The 14,670-nt window shown below is 71.4% G+C and carries 21 protein-coding genes; all 21 read right to left on the bottom strand.

Annotation, left to right across the window (positions count from 1 at the left end; all coding sequences use genetic code 11):
- Window positions 1-16: 16 nt before the first annotated feature.
- The 21 genes from ACIOC1_RS00420 to ACIOC1_RS00320 all read right to left on the bottom strand — a co-directional run bounded on the left by ACIOC1_RS00420 (window position 17) and on the right by ACIOC1_RS00320 (window position 14,610).
- Window positions 17-322 (bottom strand): hypothetical protein, encoded by a 306-nt coding sequence (locus ACIOC1_RS00420; protein ID WP_401850762.1) that lies wholly within the window; start codon window positions 320-322, stop codon window positions 17-19.
- A gap of 56 nt (window positions 323-378) precedes the next feature.
- On the bottom strand, window positions 379-780 hold the full coding sequence (locus ACIOC1_RS00415; protein ID WP_401850759.1) for a hypothetical protein: 402 nt from the start codon (window positions 778-780) through the stop codon (window positions 379-381).
- A 23-nt stretch (window positions 781-803) separates the two neighbouring features.
- Window positions 804-1,139, bottom strand: a complete 336-nt coding sequence (locus ACIOC1_RS00410) for a hypothetical protein (protein ID WP_401850757.1) — start codon at window positions 1,137-1,139, stop codon at window positions 804-806.
- Window positions 1,140-1,213: 74 nt separating this feature from the next.
- On the bottom strand, window positions 1,214-1,984 hold the full coding sequence (locus tag ACIOC1_RS00405) for an Ig-like domain-containing protein (protein WP_401850754.1): 771 nt from the start codon (window positions 1,982-1,984) through the stop codon (window positions 1,214-1,216).
- Between the two features lie 43 nt (window positions 1,985-2,027).
- Entirely contained in the window at window positions 2,028-2,456 is a 429-nt protein-coding gene (locus ACIOC1_RS00400; RefSeq protein ID WP_401850751.1) for a hypothetical protein, read from the bottom strand.
- Window positions 2,447-2,728 carry a hypothetical protein gene (locus tag ACIOC1_RS00395; protein ID WP_401850749.1) on the bottom strand — a complete coding sequence of 94 codons (282 nt, stop codon included), beginning with the start codon at window positions 2,726-2,728 and terminating at the stop codon, window positions 2,447-2,449. The genes ACIOC1_RS00400 and ACIOC1_RS00395 overlap by 10 nt, the downstream gene beginning before the upstream one ends.
- Before the next feature lie 11 nt (window positions 2,729-2,739).
- Window positions 2,740-3,069 carry a hypothetical protein gene (locus tag ACIOC1_RS00390; protein WP_401850746.1) on the bottom strand — a complete coding sequence of 110 codons (330 nt, stop codon included), beginning with the start codon at window positions 3,067-3,069 and terminating at the stop codon, window positions 2,740-2,742.
- A 16-nt stretch (window positions 3,070-3,085) separates the two neighbouring features.
- Entirely contained in the window at window positions 3,086-3,307 is a 222-nt protein-coding gene (locus ACIOC1_RS00385) for a hypothetical protein (RefSeq protein ID WP_401850744.1), read from the bottom strand.
- Between the two features lie 16 nt (window positions 3,308-3,323).
- Window positions 3,324-3,878, bottom strand: coding sequence for a mobile element protein (locus tag ACIOC1_RS00380; RefSeq protein ID WP_401850742.1), 555 nt, complete (start codon window positions 3,876-3,878; stop codon window positions 3,324-3,326).
- Window positions 3,865-4,182 (bottom strand): hypothetical protein, encoded by a 318-nt coding sequence (locus ACIOC1_RS00375; RefSeq protein ID WP_401850741.1) that lies wholly within the window; start codon window positions 4,180-4,182, stop codon window positions 3,865-3,867. The genes ACIOC1_RS00380 and ACIOC1_RS00375 overlap by 14 nt, the downstream gene beginning before the upstream one ends.
- Window positions 4,183-4,194: 12 nt before the next feature.
- A complete protein-coding gene (locus tag ACIOC1_RS00370; protein WP_401850739.1) occupies window positions 4,195-5,490 on the bottom strand; it encodes a phage major capsid protein in 1,296 nt (431 codons plus the stop codon).
- On the bottom strand, window positions 5,474-6,268 hold the full coding sequence (locus tag ACIOC1_RS00365; protein ID WP_401850736.1) for an HK97 family phage prohead protease: 795 nt from the start codon (window positions 6,266-6,268) through the stop codon (window positions 5,474-5,476). The genes ACIOC1_RS00370 and ACIOC1_RS00365 overlap by 17 nt, the downstream gene beginning before the upstream one ends.
- A 2-nt stretch (window positions 6,269-6,270) precedes the next feature.
- Window positions 6,271-6,855, bottom strand: a complete 585-nt coding sequence (locus ACIOC1_RS00360; RefSeq protein WP_401850733.1) for a hypothetical protein — start codon at window positions 6,853-6,855, stop codon at window positions 6,271-6,273.
- Between the two features lie 47 nt (window positions 6,856-6,902).
- A complete protein-coding gene (locus tag ACIOC1_RS00355) occupies window positions 6,903-8,312 on the bottom strand; it encodes a phage portal protein (RefSeq protein ID WP_401850732.1) in 1,410 nt (469 codons plus the stop codon).
- Between the two features lie 51 nt (window positions 8,313-8,363).
- Window positions 8,364-10,151: a terminase large subunit gene (locus tag ACIOC1_RS00350; RefSeq protein WP_401850729.1), complete on the bottom strand. Its 1,788-nt coding sequence runs from the start codon at window positions 10,149-10,151 to the stop codon at window positions 8,364-8,366.
- Entirely contained in the window at window positions 10,117-10,575 is a 459-nt protein-coding gene (locus ACIOC1_RS00345) for a phage terminase small subunit P27 family (RefSeq protein ID WP_401850727.1), read from the bottom strand. Before ACIOC1_RS00345 ends, ACIOC1_RS00350 begins: the two co-directional genes overlap by 35 nt.
- 257 nt (window positions 10,576-10,832) lie before the next feature.
- Window positions 10,833-11,237 (bottom strand): HNH endonuclease, encoded by a 405-nt coding sequence (locus tag ACIOC1_RS00340; RefSeq protein ID WP_401850724.1) that lies wholly within the window; start codon window positions 11,235-11,237, stop codon window positions 10,833-10,835.
- 82 nt (window positions 11,238-11,319) lie between these two features.
- Entirely contained in the window at window positions 11,320-11,745 is a 426-nt protein-coding gene (locus tag ACIOC1_RS00335) for a DUF732 domain-containing protein (protein ID WP_401850723.1), read from the bottom strand.
- A gap of 63 nt (window positions 11,746-11,808) precedes the next feature.
- Entirely contained in the window at window positions 11,809-11,997 is a 189-nt protein-coding gene (locus ACIOC1_RS00330) for a hypothetical protein (protein ID WP_401850721.1), read from the bottom strand.
- A 123-nt stretch (window positions 11,998-12,120) separates the two neighbouring features.
- Entirely contained in the window at window positions 12,121-12,312 is a 192-nt protein-coding gene (locus tag ACIOC1_RS00325) for a hypothetical protein (protein ID WP_401850718.1), read from the bottom strand.
- 138 nt (window positions 12,313-12,450) lie between these two features.
- Window positions 12,451-14,610 (bottom strand): cell division protein FtsK, encoded by a 2,160-nt coding sequence (locus tag ACIOC1_RS00320; protein ID WP_401850715.1) that lies wholly within the window; start codon window positions 14,608-14,610, stop codon window positions 12,451-12,453.
- Between the last annotated feature and the right edge of the window lie 60 nt (window positions 14,611-14,670).

Genomic DNA, 14,670 nt, shown 5'->3' with positions numbered 1-14,670 from the left:
GACTAGCCGTCTGCTGTCAGGTGATGCGGCCCGCTGCGATGTCCTGCTCGCGCTGCCGTTTGCGGGCGAGCGCGGCCGTACGGGCGCGCCGCCTGTCGGGCGCCTCGGCGTGCTCGGCATCCGGCGTGGGCCGGGCCGGGTGCGCGGTGCCCGCGTGCGCGTGAAAGACATCGGACAGCAGGTAGTCGGTGGTGCTCCAACCCGATCCTCCGAGCGCTCGGGCGACGGCCGACGCGGGCGGCAGGTGACGGACGCGGACGGCGATCTGCCGCAACGTCAGCAGCCGCCGCCCACCCCGGTCTCGTCGCCAGTAGTCCCGCACGTCCAGGTGGTGAAAGGCCGACAGGTCGGCCTCCAGCGCGTCCGGGTGATCCCGGATCAGCCGCCGGAGGCCCCGGATTCCCCCACGCCCTCGAAGCCCGCGGCCTTGCCGACGGCCTCGAACAGCTCGCCCAGGGCGCGGGTGCGGGGCTTGGTGGACTTGAAGCGCTTCCACTGCTTGGGGCCGAGCAGCACCCGCAGCGCGATCACGATCTTGTCGTCGTCGATGGACTCCAGCACTTCCAGCGGCCAGTCCTCGGCGGAAGCGGGCACGGTGTACGTCTGGCCGCCGTACGGGACGGCGACGACCGCGAAGTCCTCGCCCAGGGCGGGCGGGTTGGCCTCGGCCTCCAGCGCAGCGGACGCCACCGCGGCGACCGTCGCCGGGGGCGGCTGCTCGGCCTGCGGCGGCAACGGTGCGGACACGGCCTGGAAGGTGGAAGGCGGCGGAGTGGTCATGGCGCGGTTCTCCTTGCAATGGCTCAGGTGTCGGTGGCGAGGACGTGGCAGGCGCCGACGACGACGGTCAGCCGCACTGTCGTCGGGCCGCCGTGCCGGGCGGTGATCTCGACCGGCTCGGTGGTCACGGGGAGTGAGAACGGCTGGCCGTCGAGCAGAACCCTGTCCCCGGCGATGATCAGGTCACCGCCCGGCACAGGGACGGGCGGCTCGTCGTCGGGCCCGGTGTCGACGGGCTCTTCGGCGGCGAGGGAGGCGACGGCCTGCGAGCGCAGGTGGCGGGGCAGTTCGTCACCGTCGCTGATCAGGCCGAGGCGCAACGCCTCGGCGTGGATCTCGGCATCGGGGAAGGACAGCATGGCGCGGTCTCCTTCGGCGCGGTCAGGTTGGTGCCGGGGCGCGGCCACCGCGCCACGGGGCGCGCCCCGGCGGCTCAGGAGACGGTGACGGCGGACGCCGACGACGTGATGCCGCCGTAGGTCGCGGTCACGTTGGAGGTTCCCGCGGCGACGGCGGTCACGTACCCGTATTCGACGGTCGCCTTGGCCGGGGCCGAGGAGGACCAGGACGCCAGGCCGGTCACGTCCGACGTCGAGGAGTCCGAGTAGGTTGCGGTCGCGACGAGCTTCTTCGCGGCCCCGACCGACAGGGCCAGGGTGCCGGGGGCGACCGCGAGCGCGGTCAGCGTCGGCGCGGCCTGCCTGTCGAAGAGCACGCCGTTGGCGTCGGGGTAGATCACGGCCGCCAGGACCGCCTTCGTCAGGTCGGTCTCGTTGATGTCCCGGTCGCCGTCGAGCGTGATGAGCCCGTAGTTCCGGGTGATCAGGCGCTCGATCTTCCCCGTCGACGGGTCACGCGTTTCGAACCCGATCTTCACCGGGCTCGGCCGCGGCACCACGATCTGCGTCTCGGTCGAGCCGGGCCAGATCAGCGCCCTGGTGGTGACGTTGTCCTCCAAGGCGCTGAACTTTTTGGTCAACTTGAAGTTCTTACGCGACGTCCTCACCAGGATGCCGCCCCAGGCGTACATGTCCGAGACGTCCTCGTCTCGGGACTCGGGCATGCCGTCGTCGCCGGCGAGCAGGCCGGTCTGCCCCCATCCGACAGGCCACGGGGCGGTCACGGTGGCGGGGTTGGCAGTGCCCAGCGGCGATACGTACACGTCCGCGTTGGTCCACAGATTGGTCTTCGTCGGGTCGCCCACGGCGTCCTCCCTCGATGTCGGTTGCTGGTGCTGTGCGGCGCGGTCAGATGGCGCGCGGGCGGATGTTCGCGAGCACGGTCAGGGTGCTCAGGTCCGTCTTCTCGGGCGTGGCGTCGACCGCCGGGATCGGCCCGGTGCCGGGGCGCACGCTGCGGATCACCGGCCCGTTGTGGACGACCAGCAGGGCCTGGCAGAGCTGCGCGAGGTCGTGCGCGGCGTCGGCGTCCTCGTGCCAGACCGTCACTCGGATCGTCACCACCGAGGTGCCCATAGACAGGTGCGGGCTGTCGGTGTCCTTCCGGACCAGGACGTAGGGCAGGTGCGGGGTCTCCGGGCTGCGGTCGCCCGGCACGAGGCTGCCGACGGTGACGCCGTCCGTACAGTCCTCCGACCGCCCGGCCAGCGCCTCCCGCAGCACGATGACCGCGGCGGCCTGCGCGTCGCCGAACACCACCAGTCGGGTTACCGCCACGCCCTCACCTCCACCCCGGCCGCGCCCGCCGCACGGGTCAGCACGCCGTCCCGCGCCTGGTACGCCATGCCGCGCACGTCGGCGATGACGACGGTGGCGGCGCCGCGGTCGGTGGTGTAGGCGCGCACCTGCACGGGCACGCCCGCAGGCAGGCGTCCGCGCACGTGCGTAGCGATCTCGTCGGCGACGCCGTCGACCATCTGCCGCACCTCGGCCCCGCGCAGGATCTGACGGACGCCGGCGTAGTCGAGCCGGAAGTCGACACCGCTCACGCAGTCACCTCCTATCCGGTCGTGCGCCGCATGCTCCACTCCACGTGGTGCGTGCCGCCGTCGAGCGGGTCGGGCCATGCGGCGACCTCACCGATCACCTCGCACATCAGGCCGCCGAACTCGACGCGGTCCGACGACCGGACATCGGGGCTGGTGCCGGGCGCGGACAGCACGTGCCAGCCGGTGACCACCGCAGTGCGGGTCGCGTCGGCGGCCTCGTCCTGGACGGTCGGCTGCACCGACACGTCGCCGATCACCAGGCGTGTGACAGCGCCGTCGGACCAGTCCGGGACGGTGTTCCCTGCGCGGTCGGTCTTGGTGCCCGCACGGAGGCGGGTCACGGACTGGTCGAACACCTCACGTGCCGCCGATGACGCCGCGGGTGCGGAGCCCGGCGAGCAGCGCGTTGTACGCGGCCGTGACCGCGGCGAGGTCCGCGAAGGTGGCCGCCTGGTTGTTGATGGCGGGCTTGGTGCCGGTCATCAGGACGTTGCCGGGGTCGGCGACCACGATCTCGTCGCCGACCCTCTGATTGGGGTTGGCCTGCGTCCCCTTGGTGAGCTTGACGTATCTGGGCATGGGGTGTCCTTCCGGGTCAGGGTGAGTCGCCTCGGTTGAGCCGGTACTTCTCGACGGCGGCGGTCCACTGGGAGGTGACACCGACGGCCGCGGTCGCGCCGTACGTGATGGCCTCGCCCCCGGCCTGGATCGTCTGCACTCCGGGCTGCACGCGGAAAATGGTGCGCGCCTGGTCGATGACGACCTCTTGGACGTCGTCGGGGATCGGGTCGTACCCGTGGTCGAGGACGATGACGATCTCCGCCCAGTCCGGCCACACGTCGCCGATCCGCCGCAGGACCCCGGCGTCGCGGCGCACCTTGTACTGGGTGCCGGCCGCGAGCGCGGTGCCGTCGACCGTGACGGACACGACCCGTACGACCGGTGCCACGGGAAGCAGCAGCCGGTCGGTGCAGTCCCCGTACAGCGTCACCTCGACGTTGGTGACCAGGCGGACCGGGTGCCGGACGGCCCCGGCGAAGCGACTGCTCGCCGCGCGCAGGGCCTCCAGCAGTTTCGGGTCGTCCGGGCCGACGGGCAGCCAGACCGCGAGGCGGGCCGGGTCGGCGAGCAGTCCATCAGGCAGCGGCACCGCCGCCCCCGTCCTCGGCGGCGTCGCGCTCGGCCGCCGCGGCGAGCAGCACGTCGCGCTTGCCGAGGATTCCCGACCGGGCCTTGCCCGCGGCCTCGGCGTCCAGGACGCGCGCGGCCTCGGCGGCACCGACCGTGCCGAGGTAGGTCAGCACGTCCTCGGCCTTGGCAGCGGACGGGTCGAGCGGCCCTGCGGGCGCGGGCGTGCTTGCGCGCTCGGGTGCGGGTGCCTTCGCGTGGTAGCGGTCGGCGTCCTCGGGGCGGACCCGCACGCCGCCAATGATCAGCATCTTGTGCTCGGGCATGGTGTCCTCCGGTCAGGCCGCGAGGGTGGCGACGCACAACTGCGCCGGCTGCCAGATCGCTTGCGCCGCACGCAGCTCGCCGCGCACGTACACGAGGTTGCGGCGGGCGTAGTCGGCGTGCTGGTTGAAAGCCATGATCGACAGGCCCTCGCGGTCCATCAGGCTTACCGTCTTCCAGTTGCCGAGGATCGCGGTCCCCTGCGGGATCACGTCGGACACGACTCGCGTCCGGCCCCAGATGGTGCCCGGTCCGGATGACCACGGGCCCTGACCGAGGTACCGGCCGTCTGCGTCCTTCATGAGGTCGAATGTCTCGTCGTCCTCCGGGCTGACGGCCACCGCGGTGATCGGGCTCTTGATCTTGGTGAGCTTCGTGATCGCCTTCCGCAGGGTGGCCACCATGTCGGTGTCGAACGCCTGCTGCTGCACACCAGTGGTGTGCATGATGCCCGCCGGCTGGCCGGACGCGCCGGTGCCGTTGAAGATCATGTTCTCGATGACGGCGTTGATGTTCGTGCCGAGCTGCGAGTTGAGGTACGTGGCCAGGGCGCCCGCGTCCGCCAGCATCTGGTTGGTCACCGTGTAGCCGTCCGCGTAGGTGTAGACCTTCGCCGTGGCCAAGTTGGTGGACAACGTGGACAGGGGCTTAACGGTGGTGTCGCCAGGGAGGATCTCGTCCGGAACGACGGCCGCCCCGCGGGTCACGGACGTGATCTGGAGGTACTCGAAGCTGGGGCCGTCGATGTGGCCCGAGGTGTCGATCAGGTCCAGCAGCGTGAGCTGCGGCGGCGTGGTCAGATCGACGGTGGGCATCCGGACGGCCGGGACGTGCCCGAGCCCGACCTGCAACGGCCCTGGGTCCGCCTTGACCGATCGGCCCTCGCGGAACCCGCGCACGAACGACTTCAGGCTGCCCGCCTTCACGTCGTCGATGGCGATCGGCGTTCCGTTGCCGAACCCGCTGCCGGAACGCTGCCGGAACGCCTTGTACGCCTCGGACTTGACGTACGCGTCGCCGAAGGTGGCGGCGTCGACCTGCTCCTGCACGTCGGTCACGCCCTCCAGCACGGGGGCGGGGCGGCCGGCGCCCTTGCCGCCAGCGGGCTGCCCGGTGGTCAGCCGGGCGATGTTCGCCTGGGCGGCGTCGGCGGCCTTGATCTGGGTGTCGAGGTCGTCGGCCTCGGCCGAGAGCTGGTCGACCTCAGCCAGCTCCTCGGTGGTGAAGTCCCGGCCGTCGGCCTTGGCCGCCGCCCCGATCTCGGCCAGGCGGTCGAGCGCCTTCTTGTGCTTCTCACGCAGCGTCGCCATGACGCCCTCCTTCGGTGTGCTTGCGGATGAGTGCCCGCGCGAGCACCTGGGCGGGCGACGGGCCGGACGTCTTCGCGGGCACCTGCTCGGTGCTGGCGGGCGTCACGGCCGGCGGCTGGCCGGTCTCCTGTGCGGTGGGGTCCGAACCCTTCGGCTCGGTGGTGCTGTCGGCCGCGGCGATCACGTCGCCGAGGGCCTGGTGTGCTTCCTTGAGCCGGTCCACGTGCGCCTGCGCGAGGACGCGGCCTTCCTTTACCCCGCGCACCAGGCTCATGGCCTTGGCCGCGAGAAGTTCGGTCTCCTGGTTGGCGCCCACAAGGCAGGGGCCGACCTCGTAGAGCTTGAGCTTGCGCAGTTCGTAGTACGGCGGCCCGTCCTCCGGCTCCACCCACGCGCCCTCGACCACGTCGTACGCGAAGCTGAACTGCTTGACGCGACGCCCCTTGAGCAAGCGCCAGACCTGCGCGGCGGTCGGGTTGGTGTCCAGATCCTCGATCTGCCCGCGCACCTGCAAGCCGACCTCGACCTGCTCGGCCTCCTTGACGACACCGATGTGCGAGAACGGATCGGACCAGGCGTGCGACCAGATGGTGGGGATGGGGTCACCCGTAGCCGACCAGTCGGCGAGCGTGTCGGTGAAGGCCCCCGGCACGACCTTGTCGCCGACGGAGTCAATGTTGCCGAACACCGACACGATGGCGATGAACTCGCCTTCCGCCAGGCCGTCGGCGGGGCCGGCGGCCTTGATCCGGGCGGGCGCTTCCTTGGTACGGGGCACGGTCAGCCCTCCCTCGCGTAGTCGAGTTCGCAGTTGCAGTGGGCGGTCTCTTTGGCCTCGCCGAGCCCGTCGCCGGGCCAGCGCAGGCCGTTGCCGAAGACGTCGTCCAGGCCGGCCGTCTCGCCGTTGAGGGCCTTGTGGGACGGCCGCGGGTTCCGGCCGCCGGTCCGCCAGATCTTGCGGGTCAGCCCGGACGCTCCGGCGGCGTCGTGGCCGCCGAAGCTGCGGGCCTCGGTGGCGGCCGTGACCGCGCGTGTGGCCGAGGCGGACACCCAGGCGGCCATGCCGGTGCGGAGGTTGTCCTGCCAGGCGCCCTCGTCGGCGACGGCCGCCACGATCGCGGCGTGCCCGGCCTGCTCGTACTGCTCGGCATGCGACTCGGCCGCGCGTGCAAGCCACGCCTCCATCACCTCCGGTGACCAGCCGTCGGCGCCGGGGTTCCACATGTCCAGCACGGACCAGGCGCCGATCTGCGCGAGCCGGTAGCCGTGCGCCTGGAGGACCGCGGCGAGCTGCGCCTGCCGCTCAGGTGACTGCGCGGCCCACAGCTCGTAGAAGTCCGGCGGCCCCTCCCCGTCCGCCTTCACCCCGGCCCGGTCGAGCAGCCGGTCCGCCTGGGCCTGCGCCCACGTGGTCAGGGCGTTGGTGAGGGCGTCCCGCTCGGCCGCGAACGTGGCCAGGTCGTCAGGCCGTCCGGCCTTTCCTCCGGACGGCCGGGCGCTTTTGGGACCGGCCCGCTCGCCTTCGGGGCGGTGTCCGTCGGCGACGCGAGGCCGCCCGTGACGACGTTCAGCGGCGTCACCAGCTCGTCGGTGCCGTCGATGTACGGCAGGTTCTGCCTCGCGCGCGCCTCGGCGCGCAGCATGTACGGGGCGCCGACCGCGGTCTGCAACAGCGACGCCTGCTCCTCGAAACTGCCGCGCAGTTTGGCCGCGACGTTCGCCTCGACATACAGGGCCGAGCCGGGCGCGAGCAGAGGTACGAGCTGGGCGTTGAGGACGTCCTCCAGGATCGTGATGTCCGGCCCGATGCTGTGCGTGTAGAGCATTTGCCGGAACGCGTCCAAATTGCTGAAGGTGCCCTCCCTCGCGCCGACCAGCTCCGGGGGGATGTGGTAGTGGCTGGCGACCTCAGCGTCCGTTAGCTGTCGGCCCTCGATGTCGGCGGTGTCCTTCGGGGCGAACGCGGCGACCGGCACCAGCCGCATGCCGTCCTCCAGGATCGGCGTACCGCCCGCCTCGGCGCCGCGGCCGACGAAGCGCTTGAACGCCTCCAGGAACCGGGCCTTCGCCCCGTCCGACCAGGACGGTGCGTCGGCCGGCCGCTCGATGACGACTGGTGTCCTCGCGCTGTTCTTCCACACCTGCCGCCGGTACTCCACCGCTTCGCGCTGCTCGTCGAGCAGCTGCCGCAGCGTCTCCATCGGGCTGGTGCCGTCCGCGCCCCAGGCCGCATAGCCGGAGTCCCACAGGTACCGCTCACCTGCGGGCCCGGTGCCGCCGACCGGAACGGCCGCAGACTGGCCGCCGCTGTACGCCACATACAGCGCCACGGGCTGATCGTCGTCGTCGGCCAGGACGTGAAAGCGCCGCGCGGGCTTCCTGCGCAGCTCCCAGCCGCTGGCGGTGTCCGCGGACGGCAGCAGCGTTGCCGCCCACCGGTCGTGGATCAGCCAGTCCACGATGATGCTGTGCCACAACCGCGACGGTGCCCGCCCCGGCCCCGGCGCGGACAGCAGTTGCGCCAGCGGATGATCCGTCACCCGCCGCCGGTCGGTGTCCGAGACGCGCTCGTAGACGTGCCACGGGATCGTGCACAGCGCCCTGGCGATGTAGTCGACGACCTTGCGCACGCTCGGCTGGGTGCGCCACACGTCGTACGCCGTCACCCCGGAGTAGGCCGCGAGCGGCACTCCGGGGTCGGGCACGATCAGTCGGCCGTTGTACGTCCACGGCTTGTCCAGGCCCTCGAACGTGGCCAGCACGCCGCTCGGGACCGGCGCGGACTTCGCGGTCACCGGCAGACCCTCGGGGGTGATCACCATGCCTCGCGGCAGACTGCCCTTCCTACGCCACCACGCCACAGCAGCCCCCTCTCAGATGACCTCGAACTCGCCGTCCTCGTAGGCGGACCGGCGCTTGGGCGGCCGGGTCAGAACCTCGGACATCGCGTCACACAGCGCGCTGACCCCGTCGATCTTGTCGCCGCTGTGGGCCTTGTCCGGCTTGACGTTCCCGGCCGAGTCCAGCTCCACGGCGAGGTTGTCGACCATCCACACCATCACCGGGTTGCCGTCGTGCCGGATCATCGGCCGGCCCCCGGCGGCGACCGCCCGCTCGCCCGCGAGCAGGTACCGCTTCACCGCCTTCAGAGCCGGGCTCATGGTCTTGTAGCCCTGGCCGACGCCGACCAGCGGCGCCCGCTCCCCGGCCAGATCGTTCGTCAGCGACGTGGAGTTCCACCGGTCGAAGCCGAGGCTCTTGACGTCGAAGGTGTCGAGGTCGGCCCGGATGACCGCGCCGATCGCGTTGTAGTCGGTGACGTTGCCGGGCGTGGTCTTCAGCCAGCCCTCACGCACCCACCGCGAGGCCGCGCCCGCGGTCCGCTTGTCCAGCGCCCGCAGGTTGTCCTCCGGCGTCCAGAACCGCAGCAGCACATCAAGGCTGTTGTCCTCGTCGTCGGGGAACAGCCAGCACAGCGCGTTGATGTCCGAGACGTTGGCCAGGTCCAGGCCGCCGTACGCCTCGCGCCCGGCGAGCTGTTCCTCCACGACCAGCGCCCCGTTGGCCCGCCACGACTCCAGCGTCAGGAACTTCGTCTTCTGCTTCGTCCTGATCCCGAGGTGCAGGCGCAGGTACTTCGCCAGCTCCGCGGGCGACTGCCGGGCCTCGTCGACCCTCGCGGCCAGGTACGCGCGCGTCGGGGAGATCCCGAAACCGGGATTCGCGGCCCGCTGCGTGGCCTCGGCGAACGGGTCGGCGTCCTTCGGGGCGGCGAACACCACCCCGTACACGCTCGGTGCGGTGAAAACGCCGCGGGCGAGCTGCTCGATCCGGTCGCGCTTGCGGGCGTAGATCGTCTCCGGCTTCCCGTCGTCGGCGGTGGTGATGATGACCACCAGCGGCTGACGGCGCGACCCTGTGCCGGTCTCGATCGTCTCGACCAGCTCGGGCGTCTTGTGCTCGTGCAGCTCGTCGATGATCGCGCCGTGCAAATTTGCACCGTGCTGCGCACCGGCCACCGACGAGATCGGCTTGAAGTACGAGCCGGACTTCGGGTGCAGGATGACCGCGGCCATCGGCTTGACGTGCCGCTTCAGCGCGGGCGCCCGCTCGGCCAGCCGCTTGACCGGCTCGAAAACGAACCCCGCCTGCTCCTTCGTGGTCGCCGCCGTGATGACCTGCGCGGACGGCTCACCGTCCCCGCACGTGAGGTAGATCGCGATGCCGCCCGCGAGGGTGCTCTTGCCGTTCTTGCGGGGCACGTCCACGTACAGCTCGCGGACGATCCGCACGTAGGCGTCAGCGTCCTGATCCCACCGCACCCACCCGAAGACCGGCGCGAGGATGTACGCCACCTGCCACGGGTCCGGCCGCAGCGGCTGACCCGCCCACTGGCCCTGGGTGTGCCGCAGCAGCCCGAACGCCTTCAGCACGCGGTCGACGCGCTCAGGATCGAACACCGCCCCCGGCACGTCACGGGGCTCCGGTGTCTTGACCAGCGGCACGCAGTCCGGCAGCGGGATGCCCCGCTCCGCCAGGTACCAGGCCACCTCGGGCGACAACTTCAGCCGCTCAAGCTCCGCCTCGTCGAGGAACGTTGTCGGCCGCGCCGGGCCCGCCCCCGCCTTACGCGAAGGGGTTCTCTTCCTCGTCGTCGCCATCGTCCGCCCCCCGAGAAAGGGCCTGCTCCGTGCTCGGGGTCAGGCCGAAGTGCGCCGCCCACGCGCGCAGCTCGCGCCCGGCCGCGCGGGCGATGCCGACCGCCGGGTGCGGGAGCGTCCCCTGCTTCGCCTCGATCGTCAGGCCGTCGCGCTGCACGGTCTCGGTCGCCTCGCGGAAGGTCGCCCACGCCTCGCAGTACGCGGCCAGCGCCGCGGCGTCCTCCGGCTTGAGCAGATCGAGGCGGGCCAGGCCGGGAAGGACGCGGTCCCACTCCGCGCGGGCCTCGGGCGTCAGCCACTCCGGCGCGTCAGGGGGCAGCCGCTTGAAGGCGGGCCCGCTGTTCACCGGCCGCCCCGCGCTGTCCTTGCCGGGCGCACGGCCCTTGATCAGCTTCAGCGCCGCGGGCTGGGCGGTACGACCCATTGCCGGTCACCCCCAGTCACCATCACAAAACCGCAGGTCAGGGGCTTGCGGGTCGCTAGACCCCCCTATGGGATTCTGTGCACACGTCTTCCGAGTTGACCGCGCCGGGTCCCCAGAAAAAAATCCTGGAAATCTGGACTCCCTTACCCCCGGAAAAGCCGGAAGACTTCTGGGATTTCGAGCCTTGAGGCCACAAACCCGCAGGTCAGAGGCTTGCCGCTCGATCGCCGACCAGGCGAGAGTAACAAAACCGCAGGTCAGAGCCTTGGAAGCTTGTTGCGGCGCCGCAGGTTCGCCCGCAGTGCCTCGGCGCGGCTCTTGATCCAGTCGCAGGACGGGCAGAGCAGCCCCAGGTTGTCGAGGTCGCGCGGCGAGCCGCCCTCGCTGACGGGGACCTTGTGGTCGAGGACGAACGGCTTGGCGGCCTCGTCGTCGGGGTCGACGTCGTCCGAGTCGGCGCCGCACGCGTAGCAGCAGCCGTGATCGCGCAGGCTGACCCTGCGCTTGAGCTTGCGCCACTCGCCCGAGCTGATGCCGTCGTAGCGGGCCGCCTTGTCGTCCCGGCCTGCCCACGGCACGCGCTGGTGGCCGGGGCATCTGCCCGTGGTGGTGAGCGTGTGGCACCCCGGTTCACCGCACCGGGTGGGGGGACGTGTCGGCACCGGGGGGGATCACCTCCGGGGGGCAGTCCAGGGGGCATGGCAGCACCCCCGGCCGGAGTGGGCTCGGGGGCGCTGCCGGGGGTCACTTCTTGGGGCAGATCGTCTGCCGTAGGGCGGCGTTGATCAGCTTGCCCTGGGCGTCGCTGAGGGGGCGCGCGTCGTTGCCGAACCGCTCGGCTGCACTGTGGTCCGGGTTCCTCGCGCCGCCGTCGAGACTCGTGCACTGGTTGCGGCCTGCGGTGATGGCCTTGTCGGGGTCGGCGACGATGGCGGGATCGACGACCCTCAGAGCTGCGAGGTACGCGGTCCGCTTGGCGCCGGTCGGCGCATCGGGGAAGCCGGGGATGTGCTTGGTGGTCGTGGTGGGTGCGGCGCCGACCGTAGTGGTAGGAACGGGTGTGGTCGGCGACGCCTGGCCCTTGTCGTCGTTGCTGTCGCTCGACGAGCAGGCGGTCAGGGCCAGGAGCGCGGCGGCGGCGAGGGCCGCGGCGGTGAGTCGGGTACGCATCGGGCCAGCGTGCCGGAGGACCGTCTGCTGTGTGCCCGTTGTGACTGGTCTGTGACAGACCGTCTAGGTCCGCTCGGGCCAGTGCCAGGTGCCGGGCGCGTTGCCTTCCTGCTTGGCGTCGAGCATCGCCTGGGGGCCGAATGGCTGGAACACAGTGAGGAGCGTGGTGGCGCCGTCGGCCTGCGTGATGATCGCGGCGCGGCACGTGCCGTCGTGGTTGTAGTGGACGATGCGGCCGACACTGGGCTGCATGGCGGCTCCCATGGTTCGGGGTACGACGAAGGCCCCGGACCGGTGATGGTCTCGGGGCCTTCGGGTTGTCCGTCGTGCGGACATACGTCTGCGGAAAGATCGTCACACCGCTCTGACCTGGTGTCAAGCGGCAACGCGGGTGGCGAGGATGGCGAGGACGTCGTCGGTGTCGTACCAGGGTTGCCGTGGCGAGCCGCCTGCGCGGACGAGTCGGCCGCGGGCGACGAGCTGGCGGACGCCGCCGAGGGTGATGCCGAGGGTGGTGGCGGCCTGGTGGGCGGACATATGGCCTGGGGGCACGGACAGCGGTTCCATGGGTCCATGATGCCGCTCCGAGGTGGTTTTCGGGGTCCGCTGCTGGACCCCGAAACCTGAAATCACCGCAGCTCACAGCCCCGTGGGGCCGATGTCACCCCCGAAACCGGTTTCGGGTCGGGGGAAACCGGGCGGGGCCTATTCGGTGTCGTCCTCCGGGCCGTCCGGGGTCTCGGGGAGGTCGGTGAAGCGGACGCCCTTGGCGCCGCCGCAGCAGTCGCGGATGGTGATCTGGGTGGTGGTCACCTTGTACGGCTTGAGGGCGGCGGACAGGGTCGCGGAGCTGGCGGCCTGGATCTCGCGCGGGGTCAGGGCGGGGTCGGTGCTGATCCATGGGGCGTACAGGTCGGGCCGGTAGGCGGCGAGGGCGTCGACCAGGCGGTGGGAGTGGACGGCCGGGGCGCCGTCGGGCCAGATGGCGCGCAGGTGGTCGACGAGCGTTTCGGTGTCGGTGGGCTCGACGGTCTCGCCCGCGGCTTCGCCCGTGAGGGTACCTGCGGCGATGCGGAGCGCGAGGCCGCGCTTGCCGATCTCGCGGGCCAGTTCCTGGGCGATGTAGTAGGCGCGGACGATGCGGGCGTTCATCGCGGAGCGGGCCAGCCACCCGGTACCGCTGTCCTTGGGGTCGTTGCCTTCGGCGGGCTCGAAGATGTTCGCGCGGATGCCGCGCTTGTACATGCCGGTGCCGAGGATCAGGTCGTTGGGGATGTGGCCGGTGATGGCCAGGCAGAACCGCACGATCGCGTTGTCGGAGACCATCTTCGGGATGCTGTCGGCGTCGGGCTTCTGGGTGGTGAAGACCAGGATGATGCCGTAGGCGCGGGCCTTGCGGATCAGGCGCCCGGCGATCTCGGCGGCTTCTTTGCCGTACTCGGGGTGCTCGAAGAGGGTGTGGACCTCGTCGAAGATGGCGAGCAGCGGGTGGAGCCGCAGCTCGGGGTACTTGTCGGCGAGCTTGCGGGTGACCTTGCGGCCGTTGGGGACGTCCTCGACGGGCAGGTCAGCGACGGCCTTCTTCCGGCGCTTCATCTCCTTCTCCAGGCCCTTGAGGCCGTCGAGGGCGGCTTTGCAGTGCTCGTCGTCGTCACCGCTGACGTACCGGTGGCAGACCGGCTCGACGCTGTCGCAGTCGCCGGAGCCCTTCAGTTCGTATACCCACATCTCGCAGGTGGGGTCGAGGGCCCCGGCCAGGGCGATGACCAGCACGGCGGAGGTTTTCCCGGAGCCCATGACGCCGCCCATCAGGACGTTGGTGCCGATCAGGGCGAGGGGGACGGTCTCGCCGCGGGGGGTGACGCCGAAGGGGAATTCGCCGTACATGTCGGCCTGCCCGTCGGCGGCCAGCGGCCAGGCCCGTTTGATGGTGCGCGGGTCGGTCTTGGCGACCCACAGGTTCGCCCGGCTGGGGTGCTCGGTGCCGACCGAGGGCCACACGCACTGGAGCGGGCGCCGCATGGCCCCGGCCAGCTCTTTCCGCTTGTCGAGCAGCTTCTCGGCGAGGACGCCGCGCGGAAGGTCAAGCTCGGCGAGCCAGCCGGGCCCGTCGACCTGGATGGGGTTGACGAAGGACGGTTCGCCCCGGACGCCGATGGCCTCCAGGGCGTCGGCGATCTCGCTGCTGTTCAGGGGGCGTTGGAGATGGACCGAGACGTAGCGGGTGAGCAGCGGCTTGTCGTGGGGCGCTCCGGCAAGGCCGAGGGCGGCCATGACCAGGGCGAGGGCGCCGCCGGTTTCCCACAGCGGCAGGACGAATCCGGCGACCGTCGCGGCGAGCGCGGTGGGCGTGGCGACGGCGATGGTGGTGATGCGGCGCGGCCTGATCCGGCGGGAGTGCTCGCGCGACAGGGACAGCCACGCCTCGATGTCGCCTCCGACGGCGGCCTTGGTCTCGACGGGGCGGGCTTCGGCGTCAGTGACCCAGCGGGCCCAGCGGACGGCGAAGCGCCAGGCGCCGCGGGGGGACCGGCCGAGGAGCTTGACCAGGTAGTAGGGGGTGCGGATGGTGTGGAACGAGGTGAGGTGGGCGGCGTAGTTGAGGGTCCAGCGGGTGTGGTCGGCGGCGCTTTTGGTGCTGCGGAGCCAGGCGGGGATGACGGGCGGGGCGGCGGCGAGGTAGGCGCGGCGCTGGCTGATCCAGGTGGTGGTGTCGGCGTTCACCGCGGGGGTGTCGACGACGGCGGCCGGGGCGGGCTCGGCGAAGGTCTCGGTCACGGCCTCGACGACTGCGGCCTCCACGGCGGGCGGCACCTGGTCGGGACTGTCGGGGTCTTTGACGAGGCGGAGGACGGTGTCGGTCATGCTGGTGGTTCCTGCTCTCTGCGGAGGTGCGGGGGCCCGCGGCGGCCGGTTGTCTTGGCG

It is taken from the genome of Streptomyces sp. NPDC088197, assembly GCF_044741185.1.
Classification (GTDB): domain Bacteria; phylum Actinomycetota; class Actinomycetes; order Streptomycetales; family Streptomycetaceae; genus Actinacidiphila.
This window is presented reverse-complemented; position numbering and strand designations above follow the sequence as displayed.